This window comes from Streptomyces sp. CNB091 (genome assembly GCF_000377965.1).
In genome coordinates this window covers 18,102-36,790 of sequence record NZ_KB898991.1, presented here as the reverse complement: position 1 = coordinate 36,790, position 18,689 = coordinate 18,102, and the positions used below count along the sequence as shown (strand labels likewise).

Here is an 18,689-nt window from a genome sequence, read left to right as displayed (position 1 = left end):
ACACCCGTAAGGCGGGGCTACCGCCCTGCCGCCGAAGAATGCGCCACCGACGCTACGAACGCAAGGCCGACCACTTCCTCGCCTTCACCAGCATCGCCTGCACCCTCATCTGCTACCGCAGGCTCGCCAAATGAGACGACTTCTAAGCCTCCGTCGGTCCGTGAGGTCACGTCGTACCGTCATGGCTCCGCCCGCTGGTCACCCCGCTGCGGACACAGCAAAGCCCCGGCGGCCCGCAAGGGACAACCGGGGCTCGGCTCGGGCGTCAGAGGGCGGCCAGCGTCTCTTCGTCGTCCTGGTCCCCATCCGACTCAAGGCGACGCCAGTTGAGCGTCACCCGGTTATCGACAGCGATGTACTTCCGGGTCTCCGGGTCCCGGCCGGGACCGACGGAGACACCCTCAAGGAAGAGGTCGAGGAACTCGCGGCGCTTGAACACGTCCCACGCCGCCCACGGGGAACCGGGGCCCAACGGGTCCTCCCCCGGTTCGCGCCAGTCCGACGGAACCTGAATCGCTGCGGCGGCCATCTCGTTCAGTTCTTCCAACTTGGCCGAGCACTGGTCCTCGAAGCTCCGGTACTGCTCCATCGTCGCCCGCCACGTGGCCAGTTCGTCCCGCCCTCGGTAGAGCCCCGCCGTGCGGTTTGCCTGAAGTTCGGCGATGGAGTTGCGGACGTGCTCAAGGTGGGCTTCCGCCTCTCGTCGTTCCTCCTGGACTCCGGACAGGTCACGCTGGAGCGCGAACCGGAGTGCCGCCTGCGCGAGCCACTCCCTGTCCTCGTCGTCATCGGGGTCCGCGCCGGTAAGTCGTGCCCAAACGCAGCGGGCCACGTGGTCGTCGGCGTCCTTGCGCTTGATGCTCAGGCCACCGTGCCCCTTGGGGTTGGCGCACATGTAGTAGTCCTGTCCGCCGTTGTTCTTGCTCTGCCCCAGAGAGCCCGTGCAGATCTCGCAGGTCGCGAAGCGCCATCCGCTCAGGAGGGTGGGCGTGGCCTCCCCGCCGGGCTGTCTGTTGGTCTTCGTGCGCTTGCTGCGCTTCTCCTGGAGCTCCAGCCACCTGGCCCCCACGACGACACCTCTGTGAGGGGCAAGGAGCGCCCCGCCCTCGTCCCGGGCGATGACGTTCACGTACGCCTTGCCCCGCTTCACTCGTTCGCTGGCAAAGCCTCCTACGGCCGGGTGGGAGAGGATCCAGCGCACTGTCTGCGCGCGCCACCGGATCGGACTTTCCTCGTTCGATACGCGGCGCTTCTTGATGGACTGCATCCGCTTCTCGGTGGCCCGCCGTTCGGCCTCGCCGGGGGCCGGTGCGTCTTCTGACTCCAGTATCGTCGCGATCTTGTTGTCGGAGATTCCGGCGAAGGACATCTCCACCATGCGCTCGACGATCTCGACGTGCTCCGGGTTGTCTTCGTCCGGCTCAAGGACGGACACGACAAGGTTGCCGATCTTCTCCCGGACAGCGCGCATGCCATACGGGGCAGAGCTGGAGTGCCGGCCGCCGACTGCCCTGATCTCGTCCTTGGCTCCGCGCAGGCGCTCCGCCTTGATGTCGCTGTCCTGCTTCGCAAGTGCCGCGATCAGCGTGAAGATCGCGACGCCGATCGGATTCGACGTGTCGAGGAACGGTTCGAGTACGGAGACGAAGCGGACGCCGTACTTCTTGAACTCCTTGTCGATCTCCAGCGCGTCGTGGGCACCCTTGCGGGTCAGCCGGGACAGTTCGTTGACCACCACCACGTCGACCTCGCCCGCGCGCACAGCGGACATGAGGTCTTCGAACGCCGGGCGGATCGCATGTGGATCCCAACCGGACCTTCCGACGTCTTTGAAGGCGTGAACGACCTCCCACCCTCGGCTCGCCGCCAGTGCCTCACCGGCTGCCATCTGTGCTTCCGGCGACGCCTCGGACGAGTCCGGGCGGGCCTTGGACTGTCGGGCGTACAGGGCCACTCGCACCGTGTCGAGCTGCTCGGCACCCACGGCCGAAACGAAGAAGGTCAAGGCCTCTCACCTGCTCTTTTCTGTCGTTGAAACTCTGCCGGTTAGTTACATATAGAAAGTGAGTCAGATGAACCAGCTCCACACCCCGAACGCGAGCAGGAACCAGGACACGCGGCGGCTGAGCTTCATGGGTCCAGTATCGCCGCCGCCTCCCGGTCCCCTCCCCCGGGGTGGCGTCCGAACGGGGCCGTCCCGGCGTTCCCTGCGGCGGGTCAGCCGGTCCGGGTCCGCATCCACACCCTCGCCCTGTACGTTTCCGACCGTGCCTGCTCTGAAAAAGATCGCCCTCACGGTCACCTCCGCCGCCTTGTTGTCCGGTTTCGTCCTGAGTCCCGCCGCGGCGGCCGACAAGGACAAGAGCGACGGCAAGCAGCCCAAGCCGCCGAGCACGATGTCCAGCCTCGGCGGGGAGCAGCTCGCCAAGGCCGGCACCCAGGTCAATCTGGGCCCGGGGGCGCCGGTGCTGCCCAAGAAGCTGACCGGCCGGTCCTGGATCGTCGCGGACGCGGAGAACGGCGACGTCCTGGCGGCGCACAACTCGCACTGGCGGCTGCCGCCCGCCTCCACGATGAAGATGCTCTTCGCGGACACCGTCCTGCCCGCGCTCCAGCCCACCTCCCTGACCCACAAGGTGACGGAGGGCGAGCTGTCCGGGGTCGGCGAGGGCAGCAGCCTGGTCGGGATCAAGGAGGACCACACCTACACGGTCCACGACCTGTGGCTCGGGGTGTTCCTGCGGTCGGGCAACGACGCGGTACACGTCCTGTCGGAGATGTACGGCGGCATCCCGCAGACGGTGGCCGCGATGCAGAAGCACGCCGAGGAGCTCCAGGCCCTGGACACCCGGGTGGTCTCGCCGGACGGGTACGACGCGCCGGGCCAGGTCTCCAGCGCCTACGACCTGACCCTGATCGCCCGCAGCGGACTCCAGAAGAAGGACTTCCGTGAGTACGCGGCGACCGCGTCGGCCGACTTCCCCGGCGAGGAGAAGAAGGGGAAGAAGCGCGACTCCTTCGAGATCCAGAACACCAACCGGCTGATCACCGGGGACCTCGGCGTGGACCCGTACCAGGGCATCGCGGGCGTCAAGAACGGCTACACCACCCAAGCGGGCAACACCTTCACCGGCGTCGCCGAGCGCAACGGCAAGGTCCTGCTGGTCACGGTCATGAACCCGTCGGCGGAGGAGAGCCACGCCGTCTACAAGGAGGCCGCCCACCTGCTCGACTGGGGCTTCGCCGCGAGCGGCAAGGTGACCCCGGTCGGCGAGCTGGTACCGCCGAAGTCCGTGGACACCGGCACCGGCACCGCGACCGGTGGCAAGGGCGCGGCGCCCGCCGCCGGAGCCGACCAGGGCTCGGGGGGTCAGGCGGAGGCCACGCACGCGTCGGCGGCCTCGGACGGTTCCAGCGGGGTCGGGATCGCCCTGGCGATCATCGGCGGTCTGCTGGTGTTCCTGGCCGGCGGGGTGTTCCTCGTCAACCGTCGCTGGCCGCTGACCGGCCTGGCCCGCCGCACCCCGCAGGCGGCCGACCCGGCGGAACCCGTCGAGCCGACCGAGCCTGTCGCGCCGACGGCCTCGGCCGCCCCGACCGACAAGTCCTAGACGACCTCAAGTCCTGGACGGCCGACGAGTCCCAGGGCGTGTCCGGCGGATCTTGACCGGGTCCGCCGGACAGGGGCCTAGACGCGGGTGGAGCCGCCGGGTCCCGTAGCGGCTCCACCCGGTCCCGGCCCGACCGCCCCCGGGCCCTCCGCGCCCGGGCCCTCCGCGCCGGGGGCCTGTTCGGTCTCCGCGCGGACCTCCTCGTCCTTGCTGCCGGTCGCCGTCCAGGCGGCGCAGAACAGCAGCAGCTTCGCGGTGAAGTTGATCCACAGGAGCAGCGCGATCGGCACGCCGAACGCGCCGTACATGCTCTTGCCCGCGACCTCCCGCATATAGCTGCCGAGCAGCAGCTTGAGAAGTTCGAAGCCGACCGCCCCGAGCAGGGCAGCGACCACCAGCCGCCGCCGGGGCGGCTCCACCCCGGGCAGCAGCGTCAGCAGGTAGAGCAGCAGCAGGAAGCCGGCGACGACCGCGACCGCCAGGGCGGCCACCCGCAGCAGGACGCCGCCGGCCCCGTCCTCGGGGATGCCGATGAGGTCGGCGGTCCAGCCGACCGCCGTCGAGCCGATGGTGGAGACCGCCAGGGTGGCGAGCGCCGCGCCGCCGAGGCCGACCAGCAGCACGGCGTCCTTCACCTTGGCGACGACGGGGTTGGCCTCCTGGACCTCGTCCAGCTCCCAGACCGCGCGCAGGCACTCCCGCATGGAGCCGACCCAGCCGACACCGGTGAACAGCAGCAGCGCGCCGGCCACGAGGCCGACCGTGCCCGCGTTGGCGATCAGCCCGTCGATGCCCAACTGGTCGGAGATGCCCGGCACCTGGTCGGCGAGCTTCTCCTTGACGGTGTCGACCTGCTGGTCGCTCAGCAGGGCGGCGGCGACGGCCGCGCCGACCGCGATCAGCGGGAAGAGCGCCAGGAAGCTGATGAAGGTGATCGCCGCCGCGAGCCTGGCCCAGTGGACCCGGTCCAGCCGCTCGTAGGAACGCCACACGTGCGTCTCCATCAGCCGGGCGACCAGGGGCCCGATCACCGGGAGTTTCTTCAGCCAGTCCATGACGTCACGCGTACCCTCCTGGGCCCGGAACATCGGCGGCCCGCCCCGGACTCTCCCGGACCCTTCCGGCGGAACTCCGCCACGCTCCGCCGACACTCACTCCATCACCCGTTCCGGTGAGCGAATTCACCAATGCCGCGAAGGGGATTTCCCGGACGATACGGTCACCCTCATGTCCGTCGACACGGTGTCCTTGACCGGCTGGGGCCGCACCGCCCCGACGACCGCCGTGCGGTTTCGCCCCCGCACCCACGAGGAGGCGGCCGCCGTCGTCCGGGGGCGTGGGCCCCGGGGTGTCATCGCGCGCGGGCTGGGGCGGTCGCCCGGGGACGCGGCGCAGAACGCGGGCGGCTCGGTGCTCGACCTCACGGGCCTGGCCCGGGTCGGCGGCGTCGACGCCGCCGCCGGCGTGGTGCGCTGCGACGCGGGGGTGAGCCTGGAGCGGCTGCTGCGGGTACTGCTGCCGCTCGGCTGGCTCCCGCCCGTCGTGCCGGGGACCGGCAGGGTGACGGTCGGCGGGGCGATCGGCTCCGATCTGTCCGGCCTCGACCACCGCCGCTCCGGCTCGTTCGCCCGGCACGTGAGCGCCCTGGAGCTGCTCACCGCCGACGGCGAGGTGCGTACGGTGCTGCCGGGCACCGCCCTCTTCGACGCGACCGCCGGGGGCCTGGGGCTGACCGGGGTGATCCTGGGCGCCACCCTGCGCCTGCGGCGCGTGACGACCGGGCTGATGTCCGTCTCCACCGAGCGCGCCGGGGACCTGGACGATCTGCTGGCCCGCTTCACCGCGGGCGGCGACCGGCTGCCGTACGCCTCCGCCTGGATCGACCTGATGGCCCGGGGCCGGGCGACCGGACGCGGGATCCTCACCCGGGGGGAGCACGTGACCTCGGATATGCGCCTGGCGCACGTGGGGCGCACTCCACTCCCCTCGCGTTTCGGAGGGTCCCGGGGGCGGTTCCGGCTCCCCGGCTTCCCGCCGGTGCCGGGCGGGCTGCTCGGCCCGGCGTCGGCCGCCCTGTACAACGAGGTCCGCTACCGGGGCGCACCCCGTGCGCGGACCGGTGAGCTCCGGCCGGTTTCCGCCTTCTTCCACGGCGCGGACGCCTTCCCGGACGCGAACCTGCTGTACGGCCGGGGCGGCCTGGTGCGCTACCGGTTCGCCGTCGGGTACGGCCGGGAGGAGACCCTGCACCGGGTCGTGCGGCGGATCGCGGAGCGCCGGAGCCCCGCCGTGCGGGCCGTGCTCCAGCGGTTCGGGGCGGCGGACCCCGGCGGGCTGTCGTTCGCCGCGCCCGGCTGGTCCCTGGCCCTGGATCTGCCCGCGGCCCTGCCCGGCCTGGCTCGTTTCCTCGACGACGTCGACGAGGAGGTGGCCGCCGCCGGGGGCCGGGTCTGCCTGGCCAAGGACTCCCGGATGCGGCCGGAGACGGCGGCCGCGATGTACCCGGGTCTCGCGGACTTCCGGGAGCTGCGGGCACGGCTGGACCCGACGGAGGCGTTCCGCTCCGACCTATCGCGCCGGCTCGGGCTGTAGGCCCCAGCGCTGCCCGCGTATCTCCCCCACCCCCCTCTGATCAGGAGATTTCCGTGAAGGATGCCTTCGGCGCCCCGCAGTCCCTGCTCGTCCTCGGCGGCACCTCCGAGATCGCCCTGGCCACCGCGCGCCGGCTGGTCGCCCTGCGCACCCGCCGGGTCTGGCTGGCCGGGCGCCCCTCCCCGGCCCTGGAGTCGGCCGCCGTCGAGCTGCGCGGCCGGGGGGCGGACGTGCGGACCGTCGACTTCGACGCGCTGGACTCCGCCTCCCACGAGGTCGTCCTCGGCAAGGTCTTCGCGGAGGGCGACATCGACGTGGTGCTGATGGCGTTCGGGGTCCTGGGCGACCAGGCGCGGGACGAGGAGGAGCCGATGGCCGCGGTCCGGGTCGCCCAGACCAACTACACGGGGGCGGTCTCCGCCGGGCTGGTGTGCGCCGGCGCACTGCAGGCGCAGGGGCACGGTTCGCTGGTGGTCCTGTCGTCGGTGGCCGGGGAGCGCGCCCGGCGCGCGGACTTCATCTACGGCTCCAGCAAGGCGGGCCTCGACGCGTTCGCGCAGGGGCTCGGCGACGCGCTCCAGGGGACCGGGGTGCAGGTGATGGTCGTCCGCCCCGGCTTCGTCCGGACCCGGGCCACGGCGGGACGGCCGGAGCAGCCGTTCGCGACCGGCCCGGATGAGGTCGCGGAGGCGATCGTCACGGGGCTGCGGCGGCGCTCGGAGAGCGTGTGGGTGCCCGGTTCGCTCCGGGTGGTGATGGCGGCGCTGCGGCACGTCCCGCGCCCGCTGTTCCGCCGGCTGCCGGTCTAGGCCGTCTCGTCAAACGGCCGTCGTCGCCCGCAGGGCGCTCAAGGCCGCAGCGACGAGGCCGACGGCGCGTCGATCGTGTAGCCGCCCTGGGCCGGGACGGCGGGCGTGCCGCCGCCCGCTCCGAACGGGAAGTCCCGGAGCTTGCGCCAGACGGCGTCCGGGCCCTGCTCGTACAGCGCGAAGGATCCGCAGGTCCAGGCGGCCTCGTACTCCGCGAGCTCCTCGTAGGCCCGGTCCATGGCCTCCTCGGCGATGCCGTGGGCCACGGTGACGTGCGGGTGGTAGGGGAACTGGAGCTCGCGCACCAGGGGGCCCGAGGCGTCCCGGACCCGCTTCTGGAGCCAGGAGCAGGCCGAGGCGCCCTCGACGACCTGGACGAAGACGACCGGCGACAGCGGGCGGAAGGTGCCGGTGCCGGAGAGCCGCATCGGGAACGGGCGGCCGGCCGTGGCGATCCGGTCGAGGTGTTCCTCGATCGCCGGGAGGTCGGCCGACTGCGCCTCGGTCGGCGGCATGAGGGTGACGTGCGTGGGAATGCCGAAGGCGGCAGGGTCCCCGAAGCTCGCGCGGCGGTCCTGGAGCAGGCTGCCGTAGGGCTCCGGGACCGCGATCGAAACGCCGAGCGTTACGGTCCCCACGTCGTTCTCCTCCACCGTCGATGGTCGATTTTCGGTCATGCCGCGTGGGCCGGGTTTCCGGCCCACGCGTTCCGTCGCCGCAAGTGTGACCCCTGCGGCCATGATCTCGCCAGGGTCCTTGGACTCAGTGCTTCGCGGGCAGGAAGCCCATCCGGTCGTATGTCTGTGCCAGGGTCTCCGCGGCGACGGCCCTGGCCTTCTCCGCTCCCTTGGCCAGGATGGCATCCAGCGTCTCCGGGTCGTCCAGATACTGCTGGGTGCGGGTCCGGAAAGGAGTGACGAATTCCACCATGGCCTCGGCCAGATCGGTCTTCAGCGCACCGTAGCCCTTGCCCTCGTAACTCCGCTCCAGGTCCTCGACGGGGCTGCCGGAGAGGGTGGAGAGGATCGTGAGGAGGTTGCTGACGCCCGGCTTCTTCTCGGCGTCGAAGCGGATCACCGTGTCGGTGTCGGTGACCGCGCTCTTCACCTTCTTCGCCGTGACCTTCGGGTCGTCGAGCAGGTTGATGAGGCCCTTCGGCGTGGAGGCCGACTTGCTCATCTTCACCGCCGGGTCCTGGAGGTCGTAGATCTTCGCCGTCTCCTTGAGGATGTACGGCGCGGGGACGGTGAACGTCTGTCCGTACCGGCCGTTGAACCGCTCGGCGAGGTCGCGGGTCAACTCGATGTGCTGGCGCTGGTCCTCGCCCACCGGGACCTGGTTCGCCTGGTAGAGCAGGATGTCCGCGACCTGGAGCACCGGGTAGGTGAAGAGGCCGACGGTGGCCCGGTCGGTCCCCTGCTTGGCGGACTTGTCCTTGAACTGCGTCATCCGGGAGGCCTCGCCGAAGCCGGTGAGGCAGTTCATCACCCAGCCGAGCTGGGCGTGCTCGGGCACATGGCTCTGGACGAAGAGCGTGCAGCGCTCGGGGTCCACACCGGCCGCCAGCAGCTGCGCCACGGCGAGCCGGGTGTTGGCCCGCAGCTCGGCGGGGTCCTGCGGGATCGTGATCGCGTGCAGGTCCACGACCATGTAGAAGGCGTCGTGGCTCTCCTGGAGCGCCACCCACTGGCGCACCGCGCCCAGGTAGTTGCCGAGGTGGAACGAGCCCGCGGTGGGCTGGATCCCGGAGAGCACGCGCGGACGGGCGGCCGCACCGGTGCGGCCCGTCTGCGGCTGGTCGGTGGGGAGGTCAGAGGCCATGGCTCCATTGTCTCAGGTACGGGGGCGATCTCCGGCAGCCGGTGCGGGGCGAAGAGGGCGCGTACCCGCGGGGGCTCGGAGCACGGGAGCGCACGCCCGAGATGAACCGCACATTTCGGCTGCCCGGCGTGCGACGGCGGGCGCGCCGGGCGATGGAGGTTTCCCGGCGCGGGTTCCGACCGACGATACAAAGTGGGCACCACCCCCGCCCACGCCGCACGACGAACGGAGATCCCGTGTCGATCACGGAAACCGCAATCGCCTCCGCCGAGGCGCACAGCGCGCACAACTACCACCCGTTGCCGGTCGTCGTGGCCTCGGCGGAGGGCGCCTGGATGACGGATGTCGAGGGCCGCCGGTACCTCGATCTGCTCGCCGGATACTCGGCACTCAATTTCGGCCATGGCAACCGTCGGCTCATCGACGCGGCCAAGGCCCAGCTGGACCGGGTGACGCTGACGTCCCGGGCCTTCCACCACGACCGGTTCGCCGACTTCTGTACGGAGTTGGCGGCGCTGTGCGGCATGGAGACGGTGCTTCCGATGAACACCGGCGCGGAGGCCGTGGAGACCGCGGTGAAGACCGCCCGCAAGTGGGGCTACCGGGTCAAGGGCGTGCCGGACGGCATGGCGAAGATCATCGTGGCCTCGGACAACTTCCACGGCCGCACGACCACGATCGTCAGCTTCTCCACCGACCCGGAGGCGCGGGCCGACTTCGGCCCGTACACCCCCGGCTTCGAGATCGTCCCGTACGGGGACCTCACCGCGATGCGGGAGGCCATGACCGAGAACACCGTGGCGGTGCTGATCGAGCCGATCCAGGGCGAGGCCGGGGTGCTGGTGCCGCCGGCCGGCTACCTCCCCGGCGTACGGGAGCTGACCCGTGAGCGGAACGTGCTGCTCATCGCGGACGAGATCCAGTCGGGGCTGGGGCGTACCGGGAAGACGTTCGCGCTGGAGCACGAGGGCGTGGTGCCGGACGTGTACCTGCTGGGGAAGGCGCTCGGCGGCGGGGTGGTCCCGGTGTCGGCGGTCGTCTCATCGGCGGACGTCCTCGGCGTGTTCCGGCCGGGCGAGCACGGCTCCACGTTCGGCGGGAACCCGCTGGCCTGCGCGGTCGCGCTGGAGGTGATCGCGATGCTGCGGACCGGTGAGTACCAGCAGCGGGCGGCCGAGCTGGGCGACCATCTGCACCGGGAGCTGGGCCTGTTGACGGGCGGCGGCGCGGTGCGGGCGGTGCGCGGCCGGGGTCTGTGGGCGGGCGTCGACATCGCTCCGGCGCTGGGCACCGGCCGGGAGATCTCGGAGAAGCTGATGAAGCTGGGGGTGCTGGTGAAGGACACCCACGGCTCCACGATCCGGATCGCCCCGCCGCTGGTGATCAGCAAGGAGGACCTGGACTGGGGCCTGGACCGGCTGCGGGCGGTACTGGGCGCCTGAGGGGGCCGGGGGCCGGGCAGCGGCCCCGCAGCGGCCCCTGCCCGCCTGAAGGGGCCGGGGGCCGGGCAGCGGCCCCTGCCCGGCCCCCGGCTCTCAGAGGATGACGTGGGGCAGGAAGCGGGCGTACTCGTCCGTGACCGGCCCCGCCGACTCCCGGATGCCGAGCCCCGCCGCCTCGTCCTCGACGACCCACGCGCCGAGCACCACCCGGTTGCCGTCGAAGTCGGGCAGCGGGGCCGCCTCCTGGTAGCAGCACGGCTCGTCGCGCGTCACGGGCGGCGAGCCGGGGCCGTACAGCTCGACGCCGGCGCCCTCGCGGCCGAGCAGCGGCTTGGACACGTATCCGGCCCCGCCGGGACCGGCCAGCCCGCGCGGGCCGTCGAGGTAGGCGGGCAGCAGGTTGGGGTGGCCGGGGTACAGCTCCCAGAGGACCGCGAGCAGCGCCTTGTTGGAGAGGAGCATCTTCCAGGCGGGCTCGATCCAGCAGGTGGTGCCGGAGCCGCCGCCGTTGTCGAGGGTGTCCAGCACCTGCGGGCCGAAGCGGTCGGTGGCCAGCCACTCCCAGGGGTAGAGCTTGAAGCAGCTGCGGATGAACCGCAGCCGTTCGTCGACGAACCGGCCCGACAGCCGGTCCCAGCCGATCTCCTCGACGGACAGCGCCTCGGTGTCGAGCCCGGCCTGCTGGGCGGTCTCGCGCAGGTACGCGACCGTCATCAGGTCCTCGCCCAGTTCGTCGCCGTCGGAGTGGACGAAGTGCAGCGGCCCCGGCGGCAGCAGGGGCGCCTGCCGCTTCCAGGCGTCGACCAGCCGCTCGTGCAGGGAGTTCCACTGGTCGGCCCCGGGGAACCGGTCCTCCATCCAGAACCACTGCGCGCTCGCGGCCTCCACCAGCGAGGTCGGGGTGTCGGCGTTGTACTCCAGCATCTTCGCCGGGCCCCTCCCGTCGTAGCGCAGGTCGAACCGCCCGTACACAGAGGGCAGTTCGGCTCGGCGGCGCCAGGACTCGGCGACCAGCGCGGCGAGCCGGGTGTCGGTGATGCCGAGGTCGGCCAAGCGGCCCTGCTCGACGATGTGCGCGGCGGCGGCCAGGCACATCGTGTGCAGCTCCTCGACGGTCTCCTCCAGCGCCTCGACCTCCGGCAGCGAGAAGACGTAGTAGGCGCTCTCGTCCCAGTACGGGCGCAGCGAACCGTCCGGGTAGCGGGTGAGCGGGTAGACGACGCCCTGCGCCTCGACGGTCTCCTGCCAGCCGGGGCGCGGCTCGATCGTGCGGCGTTCCACGGCGGTCAGCCGCCGCCGGAGCCGGAGCAGCCGAAGCCGCCGCGGTCGACCGCCGACTTGTCGAAGCTGCCGCCCTGCACCTTGCCGCTGTCGCTCTTGCCGCCGTAGTAGTACGAACCGTTGCCGCCGCTGCGGCACTCGGAGCTCGGCAGGGTCCGCTGCGTCGTGCGGTCGGCGCAGCGCTTGTCCGGCTCCGAGCCGCAGGACGTGATCGTCAGGGCGAGCAGCCCCATACCGCCGAGCACGACCGTGCTCGACCTCAGCCTTCGTGTGGACATGTTCGGTTCTCCCCCGTGGTACGTGATCGGATCCGGCGTCCCTTTTCCGCCACCGGACCTCTTGTCAGATTACTGGGAGGGGGGTGCTGTTCGGAACCTGGCCCTCACGGGAGCACCCGGCACAGGGCGTCGAGCGCGCCCGCCCAGGCGCTCTCCGACGGCGAGCCGTAGCCGATCACCAGGGCGTCGCGGGCGGCCGGGGCGTCCGGGTGCCGGTAGCGGGCGAGACCGTCCAGCGCCAGGCCCTGGAACGCCGCCGCCTGGATCACCGAACGCTCGGCGCCCGGCGGGAGTTCGAGGACCGCGTGCAGCCCGGCCGCGATGCCGCTGACCTCGATGCCCGGCGCGCGCTCGGCGAGCGCCGCGACGAGCTGGTCGCGGCGGCGGCGGTAACGCAGCCGCATGGAGCGCACATGCCGGTCGTACGCCCCCGAGGCGATGAACTCCGCGAGCGTCAGCTGGTCGGGCGAACCGGACATCCAGTCGGAACCGCCCTTCGCCGCCACCACCTCCCCCACCAGGCCCCGGGGCAGCACCATCCAGCCGAGGCGCAGCCCCGGGGCCAGCGACTTGCTGGCGGTGCCGAGATGGACGACCCGCTCCGGGTCGAGGCCCTGGAGCGCCCCCACCGGCTGCCGGTCGTACCGGAACTCCCCGTCGTAGTCGTCCTCCAGGATCAGCCCGCCGGTGGACCTGGCCCAGTCGACGGCGGCGGCGCGCCGGTCCGGGTGCAGCGGTACGCCGGTGGGGAACTGGTGCGCCGGGGTCAGCAGGACCGCGCCCGCGCCGCGCAGCGCGGCCGGCTCGCCGGTCCGGGACCCGTGCTCGTCCAGGGGCAGGCACGGGGTGCGCAGCCCGGCCTCGGTGAGGAGGTCTCTGTGGACGTCGAGGCCGTACGACTCGACGGCGATCTCCCGGACCCCGCGCCGCCGCAGCACCCGGCCCAGCAGGGTCAGCCCGTGCGCGAAGCCGGCGCAGATCACGATGCGCTCCGGGTCGGCGTACACCCCGCGCGCCCGCGCCAGGTACTCGGCCAGCACGGTGCGCAGTTCGACGCGGCCGTGCGGATCGCCGTAGCCGAAGGCCTCGTCGGGCGCGGTGGTGAGCGCCTTGCGGGCGGCCTTGAGCCAGGCGGTGCGCGGAAAGGCGGAGAGATCCGGCGAGCCGGGCTTCAGGTTGTACCCGGCCCCGGACCGCGCCGGCCGGGGCCGGGCCGCCACGGGGTCGGCCCGGCGCGGCGCGGACCGCTGGGCGACCCGGGTCCCCGAGCCCTGGCGGGCGGTGAGCCAGCCCTCGGCGACCAGTTCGGCGTAGGCGTCGGCGACCGTGTTGCGGGCGACGCCCAGGTCGGCGGCGAGCACCCGGGAGGACGGCAGCCGGGTGCCGGGGGCCAGGCGGCCGGTGCGCACCGCCTCCCGCAGCGCCTCCATCAGCCCGCTGCGGAGCCCCTGGCCGACCGGTTCCAGATGCAGGTCCGCGCCGAAAGTGGCCCAGGAATCCGTCATGCCAATGGACCATACTGGGGTGCCATCGGGGCCGTAGCGTCGTCCTCATGACCTCGACACACGAGCACCACCACGCCCCGGCCGACCTCTCCCCCGAGGAACCGCACCGGATCTCCGTCTCCCAGCTTCTCCCGGACGTCTACAAGGCGATGGTCCGGCTCGACATCGCCGCCCGCAAGGGCCTGGACCCCGTCCTGGTCGAGCTGGTGAAGATCCGGGCCTCGCAGCTCAACCACTGCGCGTTCTGCCTGGACATGCACAGCAAGGACGCGCTCGCGGCGGGCGAGTCCGTCGAGCGGATCGTCCAGCTCAGCGCCTGGGGGGAGTCGCGGCACTTCTACACCCCGAAGGAGCTGGCGGCGCTGGCCCTGACCGAGGCGGTCACCGTCCTGACCGAAGGCTTCGTCCCGGACGAGGTGTACGAGGAGGCCGCCAAGCACTTCGAGGAGACCGAGCTGGCCCAGCTGATCGCCTCGATCAGCGTGATCAACGTCTGGAACCGCTTCGGCGTCACCGGCCGTCTGGGGCCCGGCCACTACACGCCCGGCGACCACAGCGGCTGACCGAGGGCTCCGCGGGGAGCATGCGTGAGCGCCCCCGGCAGCGGCTGCCGGGGGCGCTCGACGTGTCGCGGGGGCGGGTCTCAGATGAGGCCGAGCTCGCGGACCGCGTCGCGCTCCTCGGTGAGCTCCTTGACCGACGCGTCGATGCGCGCACGGGAGAAGTCGTTGATGTCCAGACCCTGGACGATCTCGTACTTTCCGTCCTTCGTGGTGACCGGGAAGGAGGAGATGATGCCCTCGGGGACGCCGTAGGAGCCGTCCGACGGGATGCCCATCGAGGTCCAGTCGCCGGCGGCGGTGCCGTTGACCCAGGTGTGCACGTGGTCGATGGCGGCGTTGGCGGCCGAGGCGGCCGAGGACGCGCCACGGGCCTCGATGATCGCGGCGCCGCGCTTGGCGACGGTCGGGATGAAGGTGTCGGCCAGCCACGCCTCGTCGTTGACGGTCTCGGCGGCGTTCTTGCCGGCGATCTCCGCGTGGAAGATGTCCGGGTACTGGGTGGCCGAGTGGTTGCCCCAGATCGTCAGCCTCTTGATGTCGGAGACGGCGGCGCCGGTCTTGGCGGCCAGCTGCGAGATCGCGCGGTTGTGGTCCAGACGGGTCATCGCGGTGAAGCGCTCCGCCGGTACGTCCGGGGCGGCGGCCTGAGCGATGAGCGCGTTGGTGTTGGCCGGGTTGCCGACGACGAGGACCTTGATGTCGTCCGCGGCGTTGTCGTTGATGGCCTTGCCCTGCGGCTTGAAGATGCCGCCGTTGGCGGCGAGCAGGTCACCGCGCTCCATGCCCTTGGTGCGCGGGCGGGCGCCGACGAGCAGGGCGACGTTCGCACCGGCGAAGCCGACGTTCGGGTCGTCGGTGATCTCGATGCCGCGCAGCAGCGGGAAGGCGCAGTCGTCGAGCTCCATCGCGGTGCCCTCGGCGGCCTTGAGGCCCTGAGGGATCTCCAGGAGGCGCAGGTTGACCGGCACGTCCGGGCCGAGAAGGTGGCCGGAGGCGATGCGGAAGAGCAGCGCGTAGCCGATCTGGCCGGCTGCGCCGGTCACGGTGACATTCACGGGAGTGCGGGTCATGGCGGTCTCCGTTTAGACAGCTGGCGGTGGGGGTCCCGGCCCCTGGTGCCGGACCCTGGTGCTGGACGCCCTCCCCGCCCCGACGAATCTTGACGTGAAGAGATATCCAGCGGTCAGGCTATCGGACCCGGCCCGGCCCGGCCGCCCGCCCCCCTGTGGCACCGCACACAACCGGTCACGCACCGCACCGATGGGCCCGGCCACGGGGCTCCTGGCTTCCGCCGCCCCGGGCCCGCCGTCACTCGCCCGGGTCGGTGCACCCCTTCGTGCCGGAGGTGAGCGTCGCGCAGGCCTTCGCGTCGGCCGCCTTCTTCACCGCGACCATCGGGGTGTACGCGTCGGTGTCCCCCATGACTTCGCTGTTCTGCGCTCCCTCGCCGGCGGTGATCCGCACGGTGTCGCCGATGGCCGCCTCGGAGAGCCGGGCCCAGGAGGCGGAGCAGACCTCGCTGTAGCGGACCTCGATCTTGCTGCCGCCGACCACGGCGCCGGCCACCGTACGGGCGAACTCGCCGCCGCAGCCCATCGCCTCGGGGTCCTTCCCGGCGCACTCCGCGCCGCTGCACTCGACGCCCACGGGCAGCTCCGGGGCGGCCTCGGTGGGAGCCACCGACGGGGTGGGGGTGGCCTTGGCCGCGTCGTCGCCCGGTGCGAGCAGCACCGCGCCGACCACGACGATCAGGGCGCCGACGGCCCCGACGGCGAGCATGGCGGCGCTGGGCCCGCGGCCGCCGGAGGCCCTGCCCGGTCGGGTCCCGCGCGTGTCCCGGCCGGAGCCGGGGCCGCGGCCGGTGCTCCCCGCCGCGTTCCGCTCCCGATGCTGCCCGCCCTGGTTCGGTCGCTGCCCGCCCTGGTTCGGCCCGCCGTCGTACGGTCGGTCCGGGTGGTGGGCGGGGTGCGGTGCGGTGCCGCGCTGAGTCGGGACGAGGAGTTGGCGTGTGTCGTCGTCGCCGGGCTCGTGGGCCCCGCCGCCGTACGGGTCCTTGCCGTAGGCGTCGCGGGGCGGGGCGTCCGTGCCGGCCGGGGCCGCGGCGGCCTGGCCCGCGGCGGCGGGAACCCGCGCGCCGGCGCCGGACGCGCTGTGCCGGCCGCCGGTGGAGGGCCGGCGGGACCGGCCGGCCGCCGGAGCGTCGGAAGCCGTCGTGCCGAGCTCGCCGAGCGCGGCACGGGCCTGCGTGATCCGGATGGCCTCCATCGTCATGTCGTGGCGCATCTCGGCCCGGCTCCACGCCCGCTCCGCCAGCTCCCACATGGTCGTGAGGTGGTGCTGCGGTGTGCCCGTCACCTCGGCGAGGGCCACGACGGCTCCGCGCGGGGCGAGCAGCCGCCCGTTGAGATACCGCTCCCAGGACGTCTTGCTGTAACCCGTGCGGTCGGCCACGGCGTTGATGTTCAGCCCGCTGCGGTCGACGAGCCTGCGCAGCTGGCTGGCGAACTCCCTGATCTGCGGGTCGAGCTCTTCGGGCAGTGCCTTCCAACGAGGCATCGCGTTTCCCCCCTCTTGTCCCCCGGACGTCATTGCTGTGCCCCGCTACGGCCGGTCCCCCGGTCCGCGCATCCCCGGCCCGTCCGCCGCCGTCCGGTCCGGACCGGACCGTCAGCTGGACTACCCACGAGGATGCGCGGAGCCAGGGTGTCAGTTCCTGACGAGGAGGCGCACGGAAGCGTTCGGGACGGATGCGTGTGTTCTCACGCGCCCCGAGTCCGCGCCGGCCACTGCTCCGCCTGCTCCGTGCCGCTCTGTGCGCCGTGCCAGTCTGCCATCGTTGCGCGGCGATCACACCGTGCCGGAATGGTCACTTCCGTGCCACAGGCCACAGTGGGCGCTTGTTCCGGTCCTCCCTGTCCATGACGCTGGAGTCGGGACGGGGCAAGGCCGCCCATCTCGCCGCATACCGGTGTTTCCTGCCCGGTTGTCCCGTTCCGCCGTGGTGTCCGTCCCTCCTCGGGGGTGGGGACGGGCACCACGGATCTGATCGGGACGGGCCGCCCGTCGGCGGAATCGAGGCGGACGCCCGCTACGACAGGGCCTAGCGGATCGTGAAGCGGACCGCGTCCTCCAGGACCGGGACGTCGAGCCACGGCTCGGGCTGTGCGACGAGCGCGAGCAGCACGATCAGCGTGCCCATCAGCCCGTACGTGACCAGGTCGGTGAAGCGGGAACGTACCGCCAGCATCCCGACCGAGGGCACCACCCAGCGCAGCACGGCACCGGCGATCAGCGCGCCGCCGATCAGGATCGTGCCGATGCGGAATGCCTGGTCGAACGGGTCGAGCACCACGATCAGCAGGCCGAGGCCCGCCGCGCAGAGCACGGTGAGCAGCGGCCACTGCCGGGCCGGGGCGGGTGCGTCGCCCGACGCCGCCCTGCCGCCGCCCTCGGGCCGGGCCGTGTCCCGGGTGAACCGCGGGAACCGCCGCGACCGGCGAGGCCGCCCGTCGGCCGCGTCCGGGGCCGGGGCCGGGGCGGTGTCCGTGGCCGTGGCCGTGCCCGTGTCCGGGGCCTCGTCCGTGTCCGTGGACGTGGACGTGGACGGGGCAGTGTCCGTGCCCTGGGCGGTCGTCTTTGTGACATCCGCGACCGGGACCCGGTCCGGGCCCGGTCCCGTGGACCCGGCGGACCCGTCCCGCTCTTCCCGCTCGTCCGGTTCGCGCGGCTCGTGCGCCGCCCGGCCGGTGGGGGCGGGGTCGGCCGGACTCGTACCAGCACCCATGGGGTTCCCTCCGGATCCGGCCGTCAGCCCGTTGCCGCGGCGTCGGCGGCCTCGGCGGCGGCCCGCTCGGCGGCCTCGACCACGTTGACCAGCAGCTGCGCGCGGGTCATCGGGCCGACGCCCCCGGGGTTCGGGGCGACCCAGGCGGCCACCTCACGGACCCCCGGGTGCACATCGCCGACGATCTTGCCGTCCGCGTCCCGGCTGACGCCGACGTCGAGCACGGCCGCGCCCGGCTTCACGTCCTCCGGCTTGATCAGGTGCTGCACCCCGGCGGCGGCGACGATGATGTCGGCCTGCCGCAGGTGGGAGGAGAGGTCCCGGGTGCCGGTGTGGCACTGGGTCACCGTGGCGTTCTCCGACTTGCGGGTCAGCAGCAGCGGGATCGACCGGCCGATGGTGACACCGCGTCCGACGACCACGACATGCGCCCCGTTGATCTCCACGCCGTGCGCGCGCAGCAGCTGGACGACGCCCTGCGGGGTGCAGGGCAGCGGGCCGGTCTCGTTGAGGACGAGACGGCCGAGGCTCATCGGGTGCAGCCCGTCGGCGTCCTTCTCCGGGTCCATCAGCTCCAGGATCCGGTTGGTGTCGATGCCCTTGGGCAACGGCAGCTGGACGATGTAACCGGTGCACTCGGGGTTGGCGTTGAGCTCCCGGACGACGTCCTCGATCTCCTCCTGCGAGGCGGTGTCGGGGAGTTCGCGCTGGATGGAGCCGATACCGACCTGGGCGCAGTCACGGTGCTTGCCGTTGACGTACCACCGGCTGCCCGGGTCGTCCCCGACGAGCAGGGTTCCGAGGCCGGGAGTGATCCCCTGGGCCTTGAGGGCCGCCACACGGACGGTCAGATCGGATTTGATCGCGGCAGCGGTGGCCTTGCCATCGAGAATCTGGGCAGTCATGCGCCCATCCTCGCGGATGACCCCGCCCGCATACCAATTGCCGGTGCCGCCCCCGTACCGCACATTGCACTTGCACAACATCCGGGGCTCCGGACTGG

Annotated in this window: 16 protein-coding genes and 1 pseudogene; 5 read left to right on the top strand and 12 right to left on the bottom strand. The window is 72.3% G+C overall.

The genetic code is table 11. The features are described from left to right. Nucleotides 1–265: 265 nt before the first annotated feature. The gene (locus D581_RS0104065) at nt 266–1,954 is read right to left on the bottom strand and encodes a recombinase family protein (protein WP_486585807.1); all 1,689 of its coding nucleotides are present in this window, start codon (nt 1,952–1,954) and stop codon (nt 266–268) included. 117 nt (nt 1,955–2,071) lie between these two features. Continuing rightward, nucleotides 2,072–2,134: pseudogene (locus D581_RS1000000141910) on the bottom strand (SCO4848 family membrane protein); the annotation flags it as partial. A 133-nt stretch (nt 2,135–2,267) separates the two neighbouring features. On the opposite strand from D581_RS1000000141910, the gene D581_RS0104060 reads away from it, so the two are divergent. Continuing rightward, nucleotides 2,268–3,611 (top strand): D-alanyl-D-alanine carboxypeptidase family protein, encoded by a 1,344-nt coding sequence (locus D581_RS0104060; protein ID WP_018955952.1) that lies wholly within the window; start codon nt 2,268–2,270, stop codon nt 3,609–3,611. A gap of 77 nt (nt 3,612–3,688) precedes the next feature. Here D581_RS0104060 and D581_RS0104055 read toward each other — a convergent pair whose 3' ends face one another. Further along, entirely contained in the window at nt 3,689–4,666 is a 978-nt protein-coding gene (locus D581_RS0104055; protein ID WP_026290183.1) for a YihY/virulence factor BrkB family protein, read from the bottom strand. Nucleotides 4,667–4,838: 172 nt separating this feature from the next. Between D581_RS0104055 and dprE1 the strand changes: the two genes are divergently transcribed. Both dprE1 and dprE2 read left to right on the top strand, forming a co-directional pair. Then, nucleotides 4,839–6,203 (top strand): FAD-binding oxidoreductase, encoded by a 1,365-nt coding sequence (gene dprE1, locus D581_RS0104050; protein WP_018955950.1) that lies wholly within the window; start codon nt 4,839–4,841, stop codon nt 6,201–6,203. Nucleotides 6,204–6,256: 53 nt separating this feature from the next. Further along, on the top strand, nt 6,257–7,012 hold the full coding sequence (gene dprE2, locus D581_RS0104045) for a decaprenylphospho-beta-D-erythro-pentofuranosid-2-ulose 2-reductase (protein ID WP_018955949.1): 756 nt from the start codon (nt 6,257–6,259) through the stop codon (nt 7,010–7,012). A gap of 38 nt (nt 7,013–7,050) precedes the next feature. On the opposite strand, the gene D581_RS0104040 is transcribed toward dprE2, so the two are convergent. Both D581_RS0104040 and trpS read right to left on the bottom strand, forming a co-directional pair. Then, the gene (locus D581_RS0104040) at nt 7,051–7,650 is read right to left on the bottom strand and encodes a 2'-5' RNA ligase family protein (protein ID WP_026290182.1); all 600 of its coding nucleotides are present in this window, start codon (nt 7,648–7,650) and stop codon (nt 7,051–7,053) included. Nucleotides 7,651–7,774: 124 nt separating this feature from the next. Next, entirely contained in the window at nt 7,775–8,767 is a 993-nt protein-coding gene (gene trpS, locus D581_RS0104035) for a tryptophan--tRNA ligase (protein ID WP_026290181.1), read from the bottom strand. A 302-nt stretch (nt 8,768–9,069) separates the two neighbouring features. On the opposite strand from trpS, the gene rocD reads away from it, so the two are divergent. After that, nucleotides 9,070–10,275 (top strand): ornithine--oxo-acid transaminase, encoded by a 1,206-nt coding sequence (gene rocD, locus D581_RS0104030; RefSeq protein ID WP_018955946.1) that lies wholly within the window; start codon nt 9,070–9,072, stop codon nt 10,273–10,275. Between the two features lie 93 nt (nt 10,276–10,368). Here the strand turns inward: rocD and D581_RS0104025 are convergent, their stop codons facing one another. The 3 genes from D581_RS0104025 to pdxR form a co-directional block, all read right to left on the bottom strand. Then, nucleotides 10,369–11,556: a glutathionylspermidine synthase family protein gene (locus D581_RS0104025; protein ID WP_018955945.1), complete on the bottom strand. Its 1,188-nt coding sequence runs from the start codon at nt 11,554–11,556 to the stop codon at nt 10,369–10,371. Between the two features lie 5 nt (nt 11,557–11,561). After that, a complete protein-coding gene (locus tag D581_RS0104020; RefSeq protein ID WP_026290180.1) occupies nt 11,562–11,834 on the bottom strand; it encodes a hypothetical protein in 273 nt (90 codons plus the stop codon). A 104-nt stretch (nt 11,835–11,938) separates the two neighbouring features. Further along, on the bottom strand, nt 11,939–13,339 hold the full coding sequence (gene pdxR / locus D581_RS0104015) for a MocR-like pyridoxine biosynthesis transcription factor PdxR (RefSeq protein WP_018955943.1): 1,401 nt from the start codon (nt 13,337–13,339) through the stop codon (nt 11,939–11,941). A gap of 47 nt (nt 13,340–13,386) precedes the next feature. Between pdxR and D581_RS0104010 the strand changes: the two genes are divergently transcribed. After that, nucleotides 13,387–13,902, top strand: a complete 516-nt coding sequence (locus D581_RS0104010; RefSeq protein ID WP_018955942.1) for a carboxymuconolactone decarboxylase family protein — start codon at nt 13,387–13,389, stop codon at nt 13,900–13,902. A gap of 80 nt (nt 13,903–13,982) precedes the next feature. Here the strand turns inward: D581_RS0104010 and D581_RS0104005 are convergent, their stop codons facing one another. The 4 genes from D581_RS0104005 to D581_RS0103990 all read right to left on the bottom strand — a co-directional run bounded on the left by D581_RS0104005 (nt 13,983) and on the right by D581_RS0103990 (nt 18,591). Next, complete coding sequence (locus D581_RS0104005; protein ID WP_018955941.1) at nt 13,983–14,972, bottom strand: malate dehydrogenase; 990 nt, start codon at nt 14,970–14,972, stop codon at nt 13,983–13,985. A gap of 238 nt (nt 14,973–15,210) precedes the next feature. Continuing rightward, complete coding sequence (locus D581_RS0104000; protein WP_018955940.1) at nt 15,211–16,458, bottom strand: helix-turn-helix domain-containing protein; 1,248 nt, start codon at nt 16,456–16,458, stop codon at nt 15,211–15,213. Nucleotides 16,459–17,002: 544 nt separating this feature from the next. Beyond that, nucleotides 17,003–17,686 carry a DUF3017 domain-containing protein gene (locus D581_RS0103995; protein ID WP_018955939.1) on the bottom strand — a complete coding sequence of 228 codons (684 nt, stop codon included), beginning with the start codon at nt 17,684–17,686 and terminating at the stop codon, nt 17,003–17,005. Nucleotides 17,687–17,709: 23 nt separating this feature from the next. Further along, the gene (locus D581_RS0103990) at nt 17,710–18,591 is read right to left on the bottom strand and encodes a bifunctional methylenetetrahydrofolate dehydrogenase/methenyltetrahydrofolate cyclohydrolase (RefSeq protein WP_018955938.1); all 882 of its coding nucleotides are present in this window, start codon (nt 18,589–18,591) and stop codon (nt 17,710–17,712) included. Nucleotides 18,592–18,689 lie beyond the last annotated feature (98 nt).